Here is a 17884-nt window from a genome sequence, read left to right as displayed (position 1 = left end):
ACAGCCGGAACAGCGACCGCCAAAGCACCGACTCCGTCACTGGACGCCGCGGGAACCACGACGGCGGGGACGGGTGCGGGCTGGGCGGGAACAACCTGGGCCGGAGCGGCTGACGCTGGGGAAACCAGCTCCGGTCGCGGTTGCCGACCTGCCAGCGCCGTCGGCGTCGCCGCAGGCCGGTCGACGGTGCCCGACACCGGCGCCGAGTCGGTGGATGGCGCCGCGTGCCGGTGAGCATCCCGTTCGATGTCGGCGAGTGCGGCGAGGATCTCGTTCGCGCGGATATGCGCCCGGCCGATCGCCAGGCTCTGGTCCTTCACCGCCTCGACGGCCTGCGGCAACCACGACGCATCCTGATCGTCGCGGTGGGCCTGGAGCACACCGACCAACTCGTCCGCTATCCGCAGCTGGCTTTCCAGATACTGCGCGTGCACCGCTACGTGCTGCGCAACGACATCTTGTGACACGTCAACCACAATTGGCGAGCGATTCGGGTCCGACGCAACCGCCTGCGCAACCGGCACCGCTGACACAGCCGCCGGGACGACCGGTGCCGCGGCAACGGGCGGTGGGACGGTCACGAACGGCGCACTGACCTGACCCGAGACCGCGGGCGCGCTCGCCGCCGTCCCATTGGGTGAGATCTGGTCGTCGACCGGTTGCGCGTCGCTCGCGCTCACATGGGCGGAAGACCCGCTACCCCCGGTCAGGTCAGTGGTGGATATCTGGTAGCCGTTGTCGAGGGCGGCCTGATAGGCGGCCCGGCGTGAATCGGGCACGTACTCGGCACCGTTGAGGGTCACGACCATGCCGCGAGACGGGGCCGCCACCAATGCGGGGGCGTCGTACCGGTTGATTCCCGTGATCGGTATCCCGAGGACCGCGAGCTGAACCGCGGCCTGCTTCACAGCAACATCGCTGTCACCGAGCGGCCCGGCGTCGGTGGGTATGGCGACCACCCCGGACTCGGCCAACGTCCGCCGCGCAAGCTGGGTCAGCACCTGCTTGGGACCGAACTCGACCAGCACGTTGCAGCCGTCGGCGCGCATCGCCTCCAGGGCCGCGACGAACTCGACCGGCTCCAGCAGCTGCCCGGCCAGCACCCGCCGGTTCGCCTCGACATCCGACCCGTACGCGGCACCCGCCGTGTTCGCATACACCGGCTGTGCCGGCACGTTGATGCGCGCCGCCTCCACCGCCAACCGGAACTTCTCCACCGCATGGGCCACATGACGGGTGTGAAAAGCTGCGGAAACCGGCAGCTGCCGTGCGTTCAACCCCCGCTGCTTACATTCCTGCACCACCTCGCCGACCCCCTGGGTGTCCCCACCCACCACCACCTGGTCCGGCGCGTTGTGGTTACACACGATCACACTCGGGAAAGCCACGAGGATGTCGGTGACCTGCTCGCGGGTGGCCTGGACCGCTGCCATCGCACCCGGGTCGTGTTCGGGATCGTCGGCCGGTGGCGCCATCGCCTCACCACGGGCGCGCGCAAGGCGGAAAAAGTCCGCGTCGGCCAACGCGCCGGCCGCCCACAGGGCGGTCAGCTCCCCGAAACTGTGTCCGAGGAAACCAGAACAGCGCAGGCCCAACTCGGTCAGATACCGGAACTGCCCGACCGAGAGCGCACCGATGGCCGGCTGCGCGTATTCGGTCTGGCGAAGAGCTGTCTCCTGGGCCTGGCGCTGTCCCGCGTCAAAGACGGGTACCGGGTAGATGACCGCGGCCAGACGGCGCGCCGCCCCGGCGAACGACCCGTTCGCATCATCGAAGGCGGTCGCCACCGTCGGAATGTTGAGCGCCGCCTCCACGCCCATATCCAGATACTGACTGCCCTGCCCGGCGAACAACGCGCCCACTTTCAGGTCCGGCAGCTGCCGACTCCGGAAGAACACCCCGGCCGGATGCGTCCACTGCTCCACATCCCCGGACGTCACGAGCTGATCGAGCGCCAACGCGCGCAGGCGCTGCGCCGTCTCGTCATCCGCGGCCACGAACCCGACCCGGGCATGCCCGGCGGGAATCGACGCCGTCGCATCCCCCGGTGCGCCCGAACGCAGCACATCCACCAATGCGCTGGTTTCAGGCGCATGCCACAGATACGCCCGAGCCGTCCGGTGCAACGCTTTGACGGCGCCACGATCCCCGTTGTGCTCTTCCAACACGACATGGAAGTTCGTCCCGCCGAACCCCATCGCGGACGCGGCCGCCCGCCGCACCGGCCGATACGGATCACGAATCCACGGCCGGGTGCGGGTGTTGACGTACAACGGCGCGTCAGCAAAATTGATCGCGCTGTTCGGGCGCTCCACATTGATCGTCGCGGGCAGCATCTTCTGATACAGCGCCAGCGCGAGCTTCATCACACTCGCCGTACCGGCCGCACCCTTGGTGTGCCCGATCTGCGACTTCACACTTCCGATCGCCGCGAAATGCCGCTCATCGGTCGCCTCAGTGAGGACACCGTTCAGCGCCGACAGCTCTGTTTTGTCCCCTACCGCGGTACCGGTCGCATGTCCCTCGAACAGCTCCACCGACGCCGGCGAACAGTCTGCATCGGCATAGGCCCGTGCCAGCGCCAGCCGCTGACCTTCCGCACGCGGCGCATAGATACTCTTCGACCGGCCGTCGCTGGACGAGCCGATACCGCGAATCACCGCGTACACGCGGTTCCCGTCGCGCTCGGCGTCGGCAAGACGCTTCAACGCGAGCATGCCGATACCCTCACCGACCAACGTGCCGTCAGCGGCATCGTCGAAAGGCCGGATGCGCCCGGCTCGAGACAACGCCTGTGTCTTGCTGAAGCACATGTAACCGAAGATCGAGTTCTCGGTGTCGGCGCCACCGGCAATCATCATCTCGGCCCGGCCGTCGACGAGCTCCGCCACGGCCACGCGGACGGCGGTCAACGACGCCGCACAGGCCGCGTCGACCGTGCAGTTCATCCCGCCCAGACCGAGGCGGTTCGCGACCCGGCCGGCGACGACGTTCGCCAACAGCCCCGGGAACGAGTTCTCCTCCCACGGCGCGAACGCCGCCGCGTACTTCGCCGCGATCGCCTGCGCATCGGCGTCGCTGAGCCCGCAGCTGCGGACGACCTCCTTCAACACCGGGGTCGACAACCGAGCCGCCAGCGGATGCATCAGCGGCACCGGGCCGGTGACGCCCAGCACCACGCCCGTCCGTGACGCGTCATACCACTGCGAATCGGTCGCCCCGGCGTCACGCAGCAGATCCCGCGCCACCACCAGACTCAACGTCTGCAGGGTGCTGGTGACCTCCAGCTGGTTCGGCGGCAGACCGAACTCCAATGGATCAAAATCCACATCCGGGACGAAGCCCCCGCGGCGCGAATAGGTCATGTCCGGAACAGCGGGATCCGGATCAAAGTAGTCGTCGAGGTTCCACCGGCTCGCAGGGACATCCTGGGTGCAGTCCACCGAATCCACGATGTTCTGCCAGTACTCACGGTAGTCATGAGCCATCGGGAACAGACCCGCCATGCCAACAATCGCGATCGGATTATTGGCCAGACGCCGATCCGCCAGCTTCTCGCCCTCGCTCACAGTCTTCCTCTCCTAAAGGGCCGAAGGCGATGCGATCGTGGTTCTGTCGCATCGCCGGAGGCCGAAGTCCCCGGGTCGCTAGAGGGCCGAAGGCGATGCGATCGTGGTTCTGTCGCATCGCCTTCGGCCGAAGTCCCTGGGCCACTCAGCCGAAAAACCACGATCGCATCGACGTCGGCCCGACCAGCGGCCTTCTAGGGCATGTTTGAGAAGCATCTGTTCGGCTCGCGTTCCCCCGCATCCCGTCTGGCTGCGTTGTCGTCGGGCCCGGATAGGACACCACTATCCGGGCCTCCTCCGCCTTGCCAGCCGGGCGCGGATGGCCCGCTCGCTGATCGAACGACACTTCTCAAACACGCCCTAGTACGAGAGCGGTCCCGACCCGACACCTGCGAACGAGGGTGATCCGTTCAACACTGTCATCCCGGTGGCAAAACTGATGAGCTCGGCCGTTTCCTCCGCGAAGCGCCGGTGACCGGCCGGACTCGGATGCAGGCCGTCCGCCGACCACATAGCCGGATCCGTCCATTCGTGCGCCACCGCGACGTCCACGCACAGCGCACCGGTGTACCCGGCGACCGCACGTAGGCACTCATTCGCCTCGGCGAAACGGGCGCGCAGGAGCTGGCGGAAGGTGTCCGGCAACGGCAGGTTCCGCGGAATATCCGCATACGTCGCGGTGAACATCACCGTATCCGGCCCGCTCAATGTGGTGAAAATCGTCTCGAGATTATTCCGGAAGCGCGCCGCGTCATAGTCTCGAACCAGGTCGTTGACCCCGGCCACAAAACCGATCAGCGGAGCCTTGTTCACCAACGCGACGCCAAGCTGGCCGGCAACCACGTCCTGGGTTGTCGCATCGAAGGTCCCGAGATTGAGATAGCTGTTGCGGGAGATTCCGAACAGTTCCGCGAAGCGGGGCACCCAACCACCGTACGTCCCGTCCGGCCGCGGATCTCCCCGGCCCTCGACGAAGCTGTCGCCGATGACCGTCAGTCGTGCTTTCGCCATCATCCGCAATTCCCCTGTCATTTCATCCGGCAGGCATCGGCGCGGGTGCTCGCCGGCGAGCTACACCTAAATTGTGCGGAGTAGGCCAAACAATGGTCAATACCAATCCGAAATCCCTATTGCTCGATCGAGGAAAACGATTGGCGGTGTCGACGCAGCGAAAATCTCATCTTTCTACTCCGCATTTACCGGTACATTGTCACGGTGTTCACCGGCGCTTTCCAGCGAATATGTCTCCGCATGAGCGGCCACTGCTGCCGCCGTGGAAACCGACAAACTATTCCGTGGCACCCACCGATCCCACTACGCAGGCGCCGGCGCAATGTACACGACCACGGATGCACCGGCTCGGCCGACACGGCCCGACGGTTCCGTTGCACCCTCAGTGGTGAGGTCTACCGTGACGGCACAGGCAACTGGCCGTCGATGATCCAGGATGCCGCCGCGGACCCGATGATCCCACTATCCTTGATCCATTCGAAGTGATCGAGGTGCGCGACACCAGCGGAGTCGTCCAGGTGCCAAGGGGTGATCTTTGCGGACCGCATCCTGCCGCAGAGAAAGTCGACATTGGACCGCGGCCCGAGCCGGTCACCGTCCAGGGAGATCGCCAGGACGGGAATGGCCAGCTCACTCAACATCTGATCGTAGTCCCGCTTCGTACCCCGCGGCTGGTATCGGCTCGTACGGGAGTGCCGCGCCCAGTCGATCATCACACCACCCGCCATCGCGCCGCCGATCAGCATGCCGCCCGGCCAGTACCCGCGCAACCTGGCGACCAGACCGATCGTCTGGATCTTCCACAGGGCTTCCCAGCGCTTGGGACCGAATGCCTTCCAGTAGACGGATCCGGCACCGATGATGCAGACCCCGGCCACATCCTCAGGCGCTGATGCCGCGTAGAGCACGGAGAGCTGACCGCCGAGACTGTGTCCGAACAGATACAGCGGAGCCTGGGGAAACCGCGAACGAACAGCCTTGATGACGGCGGGAAAATCGACCTCGAGGATCTCGCGGTAGCCGAATGCCGACTTCTTGTCGAGTCCGGGTGTGCTTTCCCCCTGTGCCCGCAGATCGCACATCGCGACCGACAAACCCGACGCGTGCAAAGTCTTGGCCAGCGGTAGGTAGAACTTCGCCTTGAGCGCCATCGCCGGCAGAATCAGCGCCACCGGGACGGTTGGATCATTCTGTGGAAGTACCCGGATCACGAATGTGACGTTGTCGTCGGTGGTCACCGGAATCGCTTCGAGCGAGGCGAACTCCGATGGGCGCCTGGTGGCGTTGCCGTCCGGCGTGTCACGACCGGTCGAGCTCACTGACATGGGGACTCCCGTCACAGCGTGTGGAATACTGGCGCCTTCCGCGGGCCGACAATAGGTGCGGAAATACGGTCGGATGCCCGTCAGCCAGCCAGGATCTTGCAGGCGAACTCAAAATGGAACCTGGCAACGAGCCCGTCGGCGTCGTCGTAGAGCCGCGCCCTGGCATCCAGATCGAACTGCTCCGGGGCATCGCTGGCCAGCACGCGGCGCACTTCCCGCTCGTCCACGGTGGCGATCGCACGGATTCGACCGGCGGCCGGCTTGCGGAAGGTCGACCGGGCATCCCGGACCACCATGTACTCGACCCGGGCCAGCCGGGGCGCCACGGCACCGGCAGCCGCGGCGGCGCTGGCGATGTCCGCGGCCAGGAAGAGCGCACCCGCATGAACGGTGCCCAGGTGATTGGTGAGGTTCTCACTGTCGGGGATCTCGACGACCGCCCGGTCGGGACCCACCTCGGTGATGGTGACACCGACGAACCGGCCGAAGGGAACGAGCGAGTCGGCGATCTCCCGGATGCGCTCGTAGTCGACGATCCCGTTCGTCGCCCCGGCGAAAATCGCGTATCCGGTCTCGGCACGCGAAACCTGCGTATCATTCGTCACGCTCATCATCCCAACACCCTTGATGGACCAGGCCGTGAACGGATTTCAAACTGATCACCCGATGAAACGGAAAAAACGGTGAAGGAACGACGCACCGGATGTCATGCTGATTTCGTACCATCCGATTCGCCATGGATGTTCGATGGGAATATGACGGAGGGTCAACGATAGGCCCGGAGCACCCGGCGGGCGATGGACCAGCGAAGCACCTCGGACGGACCCTCGTAGATTCGGAAGGCGCGCGCTTCGACGAGGAACCGGGCGACCAGTTCGTCCTCACACACACCGAGCCCGCCGTAGAGCTGGACCGCACGGTCGAGCACCCGCCACACGGCCTCCGACACGAAAGTCTTGGTGATCGAGGCCGCGTGGCGCGCCGCACCGCTGACCGAGCCCTGTTCGTCGATCACGGTGGCGGTCGAGTAGATGAGCGCTCGGGCGGCCACGATATCGATCTCGTTGTCGGCAACGTGGGCCTGGGCCATTCCGTGGTCGGCGACGGGTATCCCGAATGCCGTGCGGTTCACGATCCGCTCGGCCGACATCGCGTGCGCCCGGGCGGCCAACCCCAGCCAGTTCATGCAGAAGGTGAGGCGGGAGGGGGCCAGCCGCACCTGGGCGTACTCAAGACCGCGTCCAACCTCCCCGAGCACAGCGTCATCGGGAACAAAGCAGTCACTGAAAGTGACTTCACAGTGGCCGCCCGGGGCGCTGTGATCGAGTGTCGGCATCCGGCGGCCCACCTTGAGCCCCGGGTTGTCCTGATCAACCAGGAACATCGTCGTGCCACCAGGGGTCGCAGCGATGCAGATGGTGAACGCCGCCCCGTCGGCACCGGTGGTGAAGTGCTTCGCGCCATTGATCTTCCAGCCATCGGCGACCTTCTCCGCGACCGTCGCCAGCATCGCGGGATCCGATCCCGCACCTGGTGACGGTTCGGCCATCGCGATGGACGAACGGACCTCACCGCGCGCCAACGGCGCCAGGTACCGTTCCGCCTGCGGTGCGGTGGCGAGGTGGGCAAGCAGGTGGATGTTGCCGTCGTCCGGAGCGGAGGCGCCCACCGCGATCGGACCGATCAGGCTCGTACCAGCGGCTTCCAGCACGCTGGCCTGGGCGCGGGTGTCGAGGCCGAGGCCACCGTAGGCCACCGGCGACAGCGGGCCGAAGACCCCCGCAGCCCGGGCGGCCTGCTGCAGCTCCACCCGGAGCACATCGTCCATATGACGTCCGGCGGTCACGATTTCTCGCTCGACCGGGAAGACATGCTCGCGGACGAAGGTCCGGGTGCGTTGCGCGATGTCCTGCGGGCTGGCGCTTGCGGCGGGCACGGGGTTCACGGGGCACACTCCACGATCATTGCCTGCGGGTCCACCGGTCAGGCGGCCTTGAGTAGACGCTCGTCGCGCGGGGTGCCGACCTCTTCGTAGAGTTTCTCCAGGTTCTCCGGCGCGAAGAACTCCTCGCCGTGGATGCCCCCGGCCATCAGACCGAAGAACTTCTTGGTGTACTCCGGGCTCTGGCTCGTGGCACGCAGGACCGACTCGAAGAACGGCGGCAGGGTGAGCTCGGCGAGGACGCAGGTGAACTCGAAGGTTCCCTTGCTCCGCTGATCGCGGATCCTGGCGTAGTCCGCCACGGCGTCGTCCACCGGCCGCTCCTGGGACAGCCCCTGGTGCAGGTGGTCCGCGAGGAGCTCGGCGTACAGGAACGCGTCGGTGATTCCCCAGCCGGTGAACGGGTCCTTGTGGTATCCGGCGTCTCCGACCAGCGCCCAGCCCGGCCCGTTGGATCGGCGGTAGTAGTTGTCCGGGTAACGCATGACCCGGAAGTTCTCCGCCCGCTTTCCGTTCGTCCGGAGGTCCTCACCGAGATCGGGTACCACCTCGTCGTACACAGCGTGGAAGCTGTTCTCCACATCGGCGCGGAACTCACTGAAGTACTCTCGCCGGCGCAACAGCGACACCAGGTGCAGACCGTCGTTGGTCGGCCAAGCGCCTATCTGCTGCTGCTTGAAGCTGGTCCGGTGCTGGAAGGACCAGTCAAGATTGCCGAAATACGAGTAGTAGACGAAGCAGGTGGCCGGTACGACACGGTAGAAGTCGGCTCCGACCTGGTCTGCGACCGTCGAGTTCCGGCCGTCCGCGCCGACCACGAACGAGGCGCGAAATTCCTTCTCCGATTCGTCGCCGAACTGGCCACGGATACCGACGGCGCGACCGTCTTCAAAGATCACATTCTGGACGGTGAATCCCTCGACGACCTCCGCCCCGGCCGCGCGGGCCGCGTCGACCAGGATCTTGTCCAGCACCGTGCGACGAGGAGAATAGACCTCGGTGATGCCCTCGATCGGGTCGGCGAAACCCTCGACATGGATACCGGTATAGGACAGGGTCAGGTGCTTCATCGCCGGGACGCCCGTCGCCGCGACGCTGTCGAGCAGACCCCAGTCCCGGAGTCGTGCAAGGCCGGTCTGCTGAATATAGTGCGTCGATATGGTGTCACTCGGGAAGGTTGATCTGTCAACGACGAGGACCCGATGACCGCGTCTGGCCAGGAGCATCGCCAACGATGAACCGGCGCAGCGCGCACCAACAACGATAACGTCGTACATACAATGTGCTCCTGTCGTCAACCCGGACGATCTCCGCGGTGCCACCGCACTCCGGCACGGATACGTATCAATTTTCCACAACTGCCGGAACTACGGTCAACAACTGTGCCAATACGCCATCGGCCGATTGGTCGACACAATGGATCCGTGCATCGGTAACGGTCGGGAAACGGTGGCGGGAACGGGTGGCGGGAACGGCTGCGCGGTCACCCGTACAGCGCGGCGATGTCCCCGGCGAAATCGCTCTCGATCACCGCCCGACGCAGTTTCATGGAAGGCGTCAGATGCCCTCGGTCCAGGGTGAAATCGGTCGCGAGCACCCGGAAGGCCCGGATCGACTCGGCCCGGGAGACGAGGCTGTTCGCGTCGTCGATCGCGATCTGAATCTCCGCGACCAGATCGGGATCATGGCGCCAGGAGTCGTCGTCCGGTACCGTTTCCCGGCCCGCCAGCCAGGTCTGGAGGGCCGCGCCGTCAACGGTGACCAGCGCGCTGACGAACGGGCGTGCATCACCCACCACCATGCAGTTGCTCACCAGTGGGTGCAGCCGCACGCGATCTTCCAGCGGTGTCGGCGAGACGTTCTTGCCACTGCTGGTGACCAGGATCTCCTTGCGACGACCGGTGATGTAAAGGAAGCCGTCCTCGTCAAGCCGACCGAGATCACCGGTGTGCAGCCAGGGGCCGTCGCCAGCCTGGACCGCATCTCGCTCTGTTGGCTCAACGGCTGGCTCAACGGCTGGCGGCCAGTACCCGGGCCAGTATCCCGGCGAGACGTTGCGGCCGCGGACGAGCAGCTCCTCGTCGTCGGCGATCGCCACCGTGGTGCCCGGGATCGGGCGTCCGACGCTGCCCATCCGGTTGGTGGCCGCGACGTTCACCGTCACCGCCGTGGCTGATTCGGTCAGCCCGTAGCAGTTGAGGATCTCCACCCCCAGGCCGCCGTAGAACGCCGCGGTCGTGTCGTCGAGCGACGCGCCACCGGAGATCACATATTCGAAGCGACCGCCGAAGGACTCCCGCACCCGGCTGTAGATCTTCTCGTCGAACGCGGCGTGGGCATCTCGTAGCTCCGCATCCACGGCAACCGACCCGGGGACGTCGGCCTCCGGCGATGCGACAGAACCAGGATCGCATCGCCTTTGGCCTGCGAGCCCGCGTGCCCTGGCGAGCCCGAATTCGATCGCGATCCGCTCGGCCGCCGCGTCGACCACCCCGACACCGCCTGCCGCCGGTTCGCGGACCCGCTTGCGGATCTTTTCCAGGGCGTATGGGACGAGCGCGAGGAACGTGGGCCGGAACGTCGGGAACTCGGCGATCAGTTCCGGCACACCCGGCAGAAGTCCCGTCCGGGTGCCGGCATACAGGCCGGCGATGAGGATGGTCCGACCGAAGACGTGCGCAAGCGGCAGGCCCAGCAGGGTCGTCGCCTGCTCGCCCCGCGCACTGCGGAACAGGTGCCCGGTGTGCTCGACCGTATTGGCCGAGGACGCAAACATGTTGCGGTGGGTAAGCATGCACCCCTTGGGTACCCCGGTGGTACCACTGGTGTACACAATCGTCGCAAGGTCGTCGGCACGCACCGTGCCACGACGATCGTCGTACGCGGCGTCCAGCAGCCCGTCCTGATCGCCGTCGTGCCAGGCCTCGACCGTCTCCAGCAGCCAGATATCGGCCCGCAGGCCACTACCGCCGATCTGGCGGAGCTGGGTCCGCTGCGCCTCGGTCTCGACAAAACACCAGCGTGCTCCGGAATCGGTGAGGACGTGCTGAATCTGCAGTTCCGAAGCTGTCGGGTAGATCGGAACCGTGACCGCACCGATACTGAGAACCGCGAAATCGACGACCGCCCACTCATAGCTGGTTCGGCCCAGCACGGCCACGCGGTCGCCGTGCGCGACGCCATGGGACAACAGCACCTTGGCAACGGCCCGGACGTACTCGGCGAACTGCCGGCAGGTGAAATCCTGCCAACCGGCAGTGGTCTTCCGACTGAGCACACAGCGGTCCGGGTTCAGCCGGACGCCTTCATCTACCAGTAAGGACAGGCCCCGGTCATCGGGAAGCACAACGCCCTCTCCGGACTTGTACTGCTGCATCTCTACCACCTACTCGCGGCGACGACTTCCGATGTCAGTGTCTGTTACGAGGGTCGGTTTTAATTCTTGAAGGACGGGTCGGCGCTGGCAATATGCTTCTCCTGAACGATTCATTAACATACGCCGTTGCGTACGCCGTTGCGCAGGTCTGCACGGCGCGATCACACCAGGCAGGACGCACCCCAGCATGACCAGAGCTGGTGGGCAGCCACCTTCAAAGGGTGTGAAACGGTATCGCCTAATTGCCGGATTCAATCACAGACCCCAACGGTGACCAACGGCCGGTGCACACCTGCGACCTGCTCATACGCCCGTACGGATCATTCCCTTCGTCCGCATGAGGAACTCGGCCAGATAGCCGTCGTGCGGGATTCCCGGCCGTAGCCAGACCGTCGCATTGTCCCCCAGGTACAGATTTGTGATCGACGGCTCGTCCAGCAGATCATCAATGAGATCACTACGCGTAGTCATCGCCGTGAGCACCAACGAGTCGCGCAGCGGCGCGATGCCGTCATCGGGGTGCCATGGGCCGACCCAGACACATGGGAACGGGAGCTCGACGTTCAGTTGCGGTGCTGTACTCGAGTCGACCAGATGGACCGCCGGGCGGAGCACCGAACCGCCGGACGGCAGCTCATCGACGACGGTGTCGCCACCGAGCAACGGCCGCGCATCAGCGGCCACCGTGTGCAGGTAGCGGTCGACCTCCACGGCGGACTCCGTCGGTTGCACGGTGAGAATCGCCTCGGGATCGTCGGCCGGCAGACTCGGAATCCGGCCCAGCATGGCCGCGAGCGCCTGCGCGAGGGGTTCGGGATCGCCCTCGACCAGCACGGCGGTGGCGCACGTGCAGGCGGTACCGCCGAGGTGGCTGACCGAGCCCGCGATAATGTCGATCTTCTCACGCCAATCGACGTCAGCAGTGACGAGGATCTTCGATCGGCCCGGACCCTGGGTGAGCACGTGGGGGTTGGCGCGGTACTTGTCGACGACGTCCTGGCCGCCGTACACGATGGCATAGTCGGCCTCGGCGATGATCACGTCGGCGACGGCGTAGTCGGTCGGCAACAGCGTCACCACGGCCGGCGGGAAACCCGCGTCGCGCAGCGCGCTTACCAGCCGGAAGGCTGTGAACGGCTCGCGGGCCGAGGGACGTACCGCCACCTTGTAGCCCATCGCCAAAGCCTCGGGCCACAGCCCGTGGACAGCCGGCGTGTTGCCGGCCGCGTGGACCGCGAAGAGGTCACCCCGCCGTGTCCACACGGCGGACCCCGCGAGGGTCTGCGGGGCGCGCCAGTCACCGACCGCCCCCCGGGGCATCGCCAACTCCAGCGTGCGGCGTTGGGAGCGCAGCACGTCCGCGACCCACTCGACCGACTGCCGGACGACGGCGAGCGGAACGCCGGACGCGGTCGACACCAACTGCGCGTAGCCGTCAGGGTCCAGACCGCCGATGGTCGCATCCAGGTACAGATCAGCAGCCTTCGTGAGAGCGGCCAGCCGCTCGGCACCCGGCATGACGGCGGAGCCCCGCATCGCGGCGAATGTCCGTCGCACATACAGCGCAGGCACCTGGCTGATCTCGCCGATCTGTGCGCCGGTCAGCGCGGTCAGCGGCTGGCGTTCGCGGGAACGGTACGGTCCCGCCGGACCGAGGGCATCGATGTAGACCGGCTCGCCCATCAGTAGACCCCTTCGATGACCGAGTGGTTGTCGAACATGGTGACGGGTCCGACGTCGGCGACCGCACAGCCGAGCGCGCCGGGCAGCGGCTCGGCCATCAGCGCGACGTCCCGCTCACGATTGTTCGGCATCAGCGCGTACTTGCTGAGATGGTTCATCACGACCTGCCCCCGCTCGCCGACGTTCACATCGGCACCGGTCTCGGGGTGCACGACCCGGAACACGATGTACGGGCTGGGCGGATCGAACACCGCCAACCCGCCGGGCAGGTCCTCGGACCGCTCACGCGACATCCCGAGGATCGTGGTACTGCCGTACAGGCCCTTGAGCGGGATCTCCGGAAAGATCTCCTGCTTGAAGATGTCCCGCGAATCGGCATCCATGTGCGCGCCGCTCCAACAGATGAACCTGATCTGCTTGCGAACCAGGTCAACGAGTTCGGCGCGGCGCGCGATCCGTTCGAGCAGCGGCGGCGTCGTGACGAGGATTCCGACGGACTGAGTGCTCAGGATCTGCGCGGCCTGGTCGATGAGATGCTCGGCGTAGCGGTCGGCGTCCGCCGTGTCCCCACGCGCGATCAGCTGCTTGATCCAACGGGGATCGAGGTCGATGGTGAACTTCACACCGTGGTGGCGGCGCGCCCGCCGGCTGGCGAACTCCCCGAACATGTGCGGCCCGCTGGGCGTGATGGCCAGAGTGTTCATGGTGCCGAGGTCGGCGTAGTGGAATTCGTCCCAACTGAGGGCGAACTCCATCCAGCGGTCGAACATGACGAACCGCTTCGGCGCTCCGGTCGTGCCGCCGCTTTCGTAGATCCCGGCGATCTCCCGGTCCGCGCCTTCGAGCCCACGCGGAATCAGGTCCTCGACCGGAATGTCCCGGAATTCGTTGATGACGTTCGGGAACAAGTCGAGATCCGCGAACGTGCGAACATCCGCGACGGGGTCGAAACCCAGGCTCCGTGCACGGCGCAGCCAGTACGGACTCCCGGTCTCCGCGCTGAAGTGCCAGGCCATCAGCGCGGAGATGTATTCATCGGGGTCGACGGCCGCGTCGCCTGCTGCGGTGAGGTCCAGAACGGCGGAAAACATTCGCGGCCTCCGGCTGCGTGCGTCGTGTAGGTCGGCGCGAGTCATCCTCTCGCAGCCGACCGCGCGCACAGCACGATAACGGCGATTTCTATCAGACGATTGGTGATTGCGTGCGGGTCGGCCGGATGAGGCCCGGCGTCGGGCCGACACCAGGCCTCATCCGGCCGAGGCGGGTCGCGGCCCCGGGCGAAACAGCAACCATTCGTTCACCACCCGTCCATCGTCGCGGAGTCCCGGCTCAACGATTCCCTCGTACAATCCGGTGAGCATGAACAGCCGGCCGGAGTCGATCCGAAGGAGAATGGACCCGTGCAGGTCAACGGCGCGAAAGAAGAATACCCGGCGCTGAACCGTATACGCGAACTGCGGGAACTACTGGCGCACGGAATGGCTGCCGGGATCGGGGTCGGCCACTCACTGGGTATAACGCTCGAGTCGGTGGAGAAGGGCCGGACGGTGTACACACTCACGCCCTCACCGGCCACCGCCAACGCGATATATACCGTGCACGGCGGTGTTCTGGCGACCCTCATGGACACCGCCATGGGAAGCGCGATCTTCACCGAACTCGCCGATGGAGTCCTTTACACCACGCTCGAGCTGAAGGTCAACTTCATTCGTCCGGTGAGGCTTGACGGCGATCAGCTCACCTGCGAAGGCCGGACGATCAACATCGGGAAGCGCACCGCGCTCGCGGAAGCACGCGTCATCGACCCCGCCGGCAGGCTGATAGCCCACGGAACCAGCACGTGCATGCTGACACGCTCCACGGATGCGACCTGAAACTCGACCACGTGTGGGTGCACCGTCAGGCGACCTGGACATCGAACCGCGCGGCCGGTGCGGCAAGGTGCACCGGCCCGCCGAAGACACGGCTGGCATCGGCCTGTCTGGCCTGCAGCCAGCCCGGGTCGGCAGAGATGAAGTGGGTGAGCACGAGCTGCGCGACGTCGGCGGAGGCTGCGGCCTCACCGGCGTCGGTGGCGCTGAGGTGGCCGTGTGGTCCATCGTCGGTGACCTCCAACGTGGCTTCGGCGAGCAGCAGGTCGACGTCCCTGGCCAGCGGAATCAGCGCATCGGTCCGGCCCGTGTCGCCGGTGTAGGCGAGCGTTCCCGCCGGGCCGTCCACCCGGACTCCGCAGTTGGGAACAGCGTGCCGCAGGCGGTGCATGCTGATTTCGCAGTCACCCGCCTTGAACACCTCACCGCCGGTGTACTCCCGTACGTCGAAGGCGATGTCGAACGCTTTGTCCAACACGGGAATGGTCGCTACCGGAAACAGCTTCGCAAGCTTGTCCAGAGTCGCCCGACCGCCGGTCGGCACGTACAGTGGAATCGGTGGACGCTCGATTTCATCGTCTGTATCCGGTAGGTTCGCCAGGTGGTGTCCATACCGGGCGCGCCCGCTCAGAAGAGCCTTTCCAATGGGCAACAGGTCGTAGCAGTGATCCAAATGAAAATGGCTGATAACAACTGCGTCCAGCATCTTCGGGTGGCCGATCGCACTGAGCGCCAGGGCCACTCCCGGACCGCAGTCCAGCAGTATTCTGGCACCTTCTGTGCTCACCATGTAGCCTGAACTGCTCTGACCGCCGGCTGGCATTCCAGAACGACAGCCGAGGACCGTGAGATGCATTGGAGAGACGTCCGATCTTTTGAAATACAGAAATTAACGCCGCACTTTCTGAACGTAAAATTCACTCGTTCCAGCGATGGTGCTGGTCAATCATGGACTTGGCAACCAGCAGCTGCCACACGCACGATTGCCAGGACCAATCGCCGCGAGCTGAACCGGGTAGACGTCCCGGCTACGTCGTCGGGCCGGTCAAAGCCCTGACCGGCGGCCGCCGATCCCGGCCGGGATCGGCGGCACCACCCGGAGCTGATGTGGTGGTCAGACCGGTGGGAGCGGGCGGTTCGCTTTTGCGAATTTGAACAGGACCCGCCATCCGCTCGGTGAACGGACCGCAAAGCGGCCACAAAAGTCACTGGAATAATCGCCGACGGCATGGGCGTCCACCAACGGTCGATTGCCATCTCGAATAGATCAATACAACCGGGAGATAAATATTGACAATGTTCGTACCATCGACGAAAAATTTCGGATGATGACGGTGTTCGCCAGGTCGACCTTCATGAGGCAGGGAGAGACCGCATGCTCGCCGGCACGTTGCACGAAGCACTTGACCAGATAGCCGCGTATCGCCCTGACACGCCCGTCACCTTCCCGTCTGAACGTGCGACGATTTCCCTGCACGACCTCGCCGAGTCGTCGCGGTCGATGGCCGGCGCATTGACCGCGGACGGTGTCGGGCCCGGCAGTCGGGTCGGGATCTTCAGTCAGAACGCGCCCGAGTTCCTGCAGGCCCTGTTCGCCATCACCCGGACCGGCGCGGCCGCGTGCCCGTTGCCGCTGCCCAGCGCCGCCCGGGACCTGCGCGGGCACGCGAACCGGCTGGCACGGATCGCATCGGTCGCAGGGATGCGTCGCGTGGTGGTCTCGTCCCGTTTCCGTGCCCTGGCCGGTCGTTTCAGCGAGGCCATGGGCGAGACCGCGTTCGTCTGCGCCGAGGACCTGCGCTGCGGCGCTACCTCGGCGGGGATGCTACCCACGGTCGCGCCGACGGACCTGGCGATCGTGCAGTTCACCTCCGGGAGTACGGCGGCGCCCAAGGGGGTGCGGCTGACCCACGGCAACGCGCTCGCCGGTATCGAGGCCATCAGCGAGGGCATCGAACTCGGCTCGGGTGACGGCGGTGGCATCTGGTTGCCGCTCTTCCACGACATGGGACTCTTCGCCACCCTGTGCGCGATCATGCGCGGGATACCCATGACGGTGTGGTCGCCGACCTCGTTTGTGAAGGATCCGGCGCGATGGCTGGACGAGTTCCTCGCCTCCAAAGCGACGATCTCCACCGCCCCGAGCTTCGGCTACGACCAACTGACCGCGGCCGTGTCCGCGGATGACGCGGCCCGGCTGGACATGCGGCGCTGGCGGATCGCCTTCAACGGTGCCGAACCGATCGCAGTCTCCTCGATCGAGCGTTTCCTTGAACGCTTCGGACCGGCGGGCTTCGCGCCGGAAACAATGTTCCCGGTCTACGGTATGGCCGAGGCGACCCTGGCAGTCACGTTCCCGTCGCTCGGCCGGGCGCCGGTGTCGGTCTGGGTTGACCGCGACCGGCTGGCCAATGCGGCGTCGGCCCACGAAGTGGCACGCGGGCACTCCCAGGCACGGGGCGTCGTCGGCGTGGGACACCCCGTGCGGGGCGTTCAGGTGCGGATCGCCGACGCAGCGGGCACCAGTGTGTCCGCCGATGACCACCGGGTCGGCGAGATCGAGATCCGTGGGGACTCGGTGACGTCCGGTTATCTAGAGGGCCAAAGAGCGCGCGACGATCGTCAGATCGCGCGCCCGGAGGGCAGCGAGACCGACCCGTTCACATCCGACGGCTGGCTGCGCACCGGAGATCTGGGGTTCCGCCGCGGCGAGGACCTGTTCGTCACCGGACGCCGCAAAGAAATGATCATTGTGCACGGGATGAACTTCTACCCCGAAGACGTGGAGGGAATCGTCCGCGACATCCCTGGAGTGTTCAAACGCCGCTGCGTCGCGGTCGCGGCACGAAACGGCGACGGCGACGGCGACCGCGACCGCGACCGCGACCGCACGGAACTCATGACGCTGCTCGCGGAGACGAGTCTGGAGGATCCGACCGCCCGGGACCTGCTCGCAGCCGACCTGCGTGCGCAGGTCATCGGCACGCTCGGCCTGCCCGACCTGGCAGTGCGCCTGGTGCCGCCCAGTTCGCTCCCGCGCACGTCGAGCGGGAAGTTCCAACGCCTGGCCCTGCGCGAGCAGGTGCGGCAGGCCACGGCCTGACGTC

Annotated in this window: 12 protein-coding genes; 2 read left to right on the top strand and 10 right to left on the bottom strand. The window is 66.0% G+C overall.

All coding sequences use genetic code 11. The features are described from left to right. The 9 genes from U9978_RS08640 to U9978_RS08600 all read right to left on the bottom strand — a co-directional run. Positions 1-3506: beta-ketoacyl synthase N-terminal-like domain-containing protein (locus tag U9978_RS08640; RefSeq protein ID WP_416210902.1), on the bottom strand; the 3506-nt coding region annotated here is incomplete at its 3' end. 423 nt (positions 3507-3929) lie between these two features. Then, entirely contained in the window at positions 3930-4580 is a 651-nt protein-coding gene (locus U9978_RS08635) for an SGNH/GDSL hydrolase family protein (protein ID WP_416210901.1), read from the bottom strand. A 395-nt stretch (positions 4581-4975) separates the two neighbouring features. Further along, a complete protein-coding gene (locus U9978_RS08630) occupies positions 4976-5905 on the bottom strand; it encodes an alpha/beta fold hydrolase (RefSeq protein ID WP_322760544.1) in 930 nt (309 codons plus the stop codon). A gap of 80 nt (positions 5906-5985) precedes the next feature. Further along, complete coding sequence (locus U9978_RS08625; RefSeq protein WP_322760543.1) at positions 5986-6516, bottom strand: YiiD C-terminal domain-containing protein; 531 nt, start codon at positions 6514-6516, stop codon at positions 5986-5988. Between the two features lie 155 nt (positions 6517-6671). Beyond that, entirely contained in the window at positions 6672-7850 is a 1179-nt protein-coding gene (locus U9978_RS08620; protein WP_322760542.1) for an acyl-CoA dehydrogenase family protein, read from the bottom strand. A gap of 38 nt (positions 7851-7888) precedes the next feature. After that, complete coding sequence (locus U9978_RS08615; protein ID WP_322760541.1) at positions 7889-9124, bottom strand: NAD(P)/FAD-dependent oxidoreductase; 1236 nt, start codon at positions 9122-9124, stop codon at positions 7889-7891. A 206-nt stretch (positions 9125-9330) separates the two neighbouring features. Then, complete coding sequence (locus U9978_RS08610) at positions 9331-11223, bottom strand: long-chain fatty acid--CoA ligase (protein WP_322760540.1); 1893 nt, start codon at positions 11221-11223, stop codon at positions 9331-9333. A gap of 303 nt (positions 11224-11526) precedes the next feature. Continuing rightward, positions 11527-12906 (bottom strand): aldehyde dehydrogenase family protein, encoded by a 1380-nt coding sequence (locus tag U9978_RS08605; protein ID WP_322760539.1) that lies wholly within the window; start codon positions 12904-12906, stop codon positions 11527-11529. Continuing rightward, positions 12906-13997: a phenazine antibiotic biosynthesis protein gene (locus U9978_RS08600; RefSeq protein ID WP_322760538.1), complete on the bottom strand. Its 1092-nt coding sequence runs from the start codon at positions 13995-13997 to the stop codon at positions 12906-12908. Before U9978_RS08600 ends, U9978_RS08605 begins: the two co-directional genes overlap by 1 nt. A 309-nt stretch (positions 13998-14306) precedes the next feature. Here U9978_RS08600 and U9978_RS08595 point away from each other — a divergent pair, with 309 nt between their 5' ends. Further along, on the top strand, positions 14307-14780 hold the full coding sequence (locus tag U9978_RS08595; protein WP_322760537.1) for a PaaI family thioesterase: 474 nt from the start codon (positions 14307-14309) through the stop codon (positions 14778-14780). Between the two features lie 25 nt (positions 14781-14805). Here the strand turns inward: U9978_RS08595 and U9978_RS08590 are convergent, their stop codons facing one another. Continuing rightward, positions 14806-15633: an MBL fold metallo-hydrolase gene (locus U9978_RS08590; RefSeq protein WP_416210898.1), complete on the bottom strand. Its 828-nt coding sequence runs from the start codon at positions 15631-15633 to the stop codon at positions 14806-14808. Positions 15634-16152: 519 nt separating this feature from the next. On the opposite strand from U9978_RS08590, the gene U9978_RS08585 reads away from it, so the two are divergent. Beyond that, positions 16153-17880: an AMP-binding protein gene (locus tag U9978_RS08585; protein ID WP_322760535.1), complete on the top strand. Its 1728-nt coding sequence runs from the start codon at positions 16153-16155 to the stop codon at positions 17878-17880. Positions 17881-17884 lie beyond the last annotated feature (4 nt).

This window comes from Protofrankia sp. Cr2, from assembly GCF_963555885.1.
In the GTDB taxonomy this organism is placed as follows: domain Bacteria; phylum Actinomycetota; class Actinomycetes; order Frankiales; family Frankiaceae; genus Protofrankia.
Note: the sequence above shows the minus strand (reverse complement) of the source record. Positions and strands in the feature narration are given on the sequence as shown.

What these genes read in the sequence shown, in the direction of transcription:
- U9978_RS08635 (WP_416210901.1), bottom strand. Translation starts at nt 4,580, where the DNA reads ATGGCGAAAGCACGACTGACGGTCATCGGCGACAGCTTCGTCGAGGGC.
- U9978_RS08630 (WP_322760544.1), bottom strand. Translation starts at nt 5,905, where the DNA reads ATGTCAGTGAGCTCGACCGGTCGTGACACGCCGGACGGCAACGCCACC.
- U9978_RS08625 (WP_322760543.1), bottom strand. Translation starts at nt 6,516, where the DNA reads ATGAGCGTGACGAATGATACGCAGGTTTCGCGTGCCGAGACCGGATAC.
- U9978_RS08615 (WP_322760541.1), bottom strand. Translation starts at nt 9,124, where the DNA reads ATGTACGACGTTATCGTTGTTGGTGCGCGCTGCGCCGGTTCATCGTTG.
- U9978_RS08610 (WP_322760540.1), bottom strand. Translation starts at nt 11,223, where the DNA reads ATGCAGCAGTACAAGTCCGGAGAGGGCGTTGTGCTTCCCGATGACCGG.
- U9978_RS08605 (WP_322760539.1), bottom strand. Translation starts at nt 12,906, where the DNA reads ATGGGCGAGCCGGTCTACATCGATGCCCTCGGTCCGGCGGGACCGTAC.
- U9978_RS08600 (WP_322760538.1), bottom strand. Translation starts at nt 13,997, where the DNA reads ATGTTTTCCGCCGTTCTGGACCTCACCGCAGCAGGCGACGCGGCCGTC.
- U9978_RS08590 (WP_416210898.1), bottom strand. Translation starts at nt 15,633, where the DNA reads ATGCATCTCACGGTCCTCGGCTGTCGTTCTGGAATGCCAGCCGGCGGT.
- U9978_RS08585 (WP_322760535.1), top strand. Translation starts at nt 16,153, where the DNA reads ATGCTCGCCGGCACGTTGCACGAAGCACTTGACCAGATAGCCGCGTAT.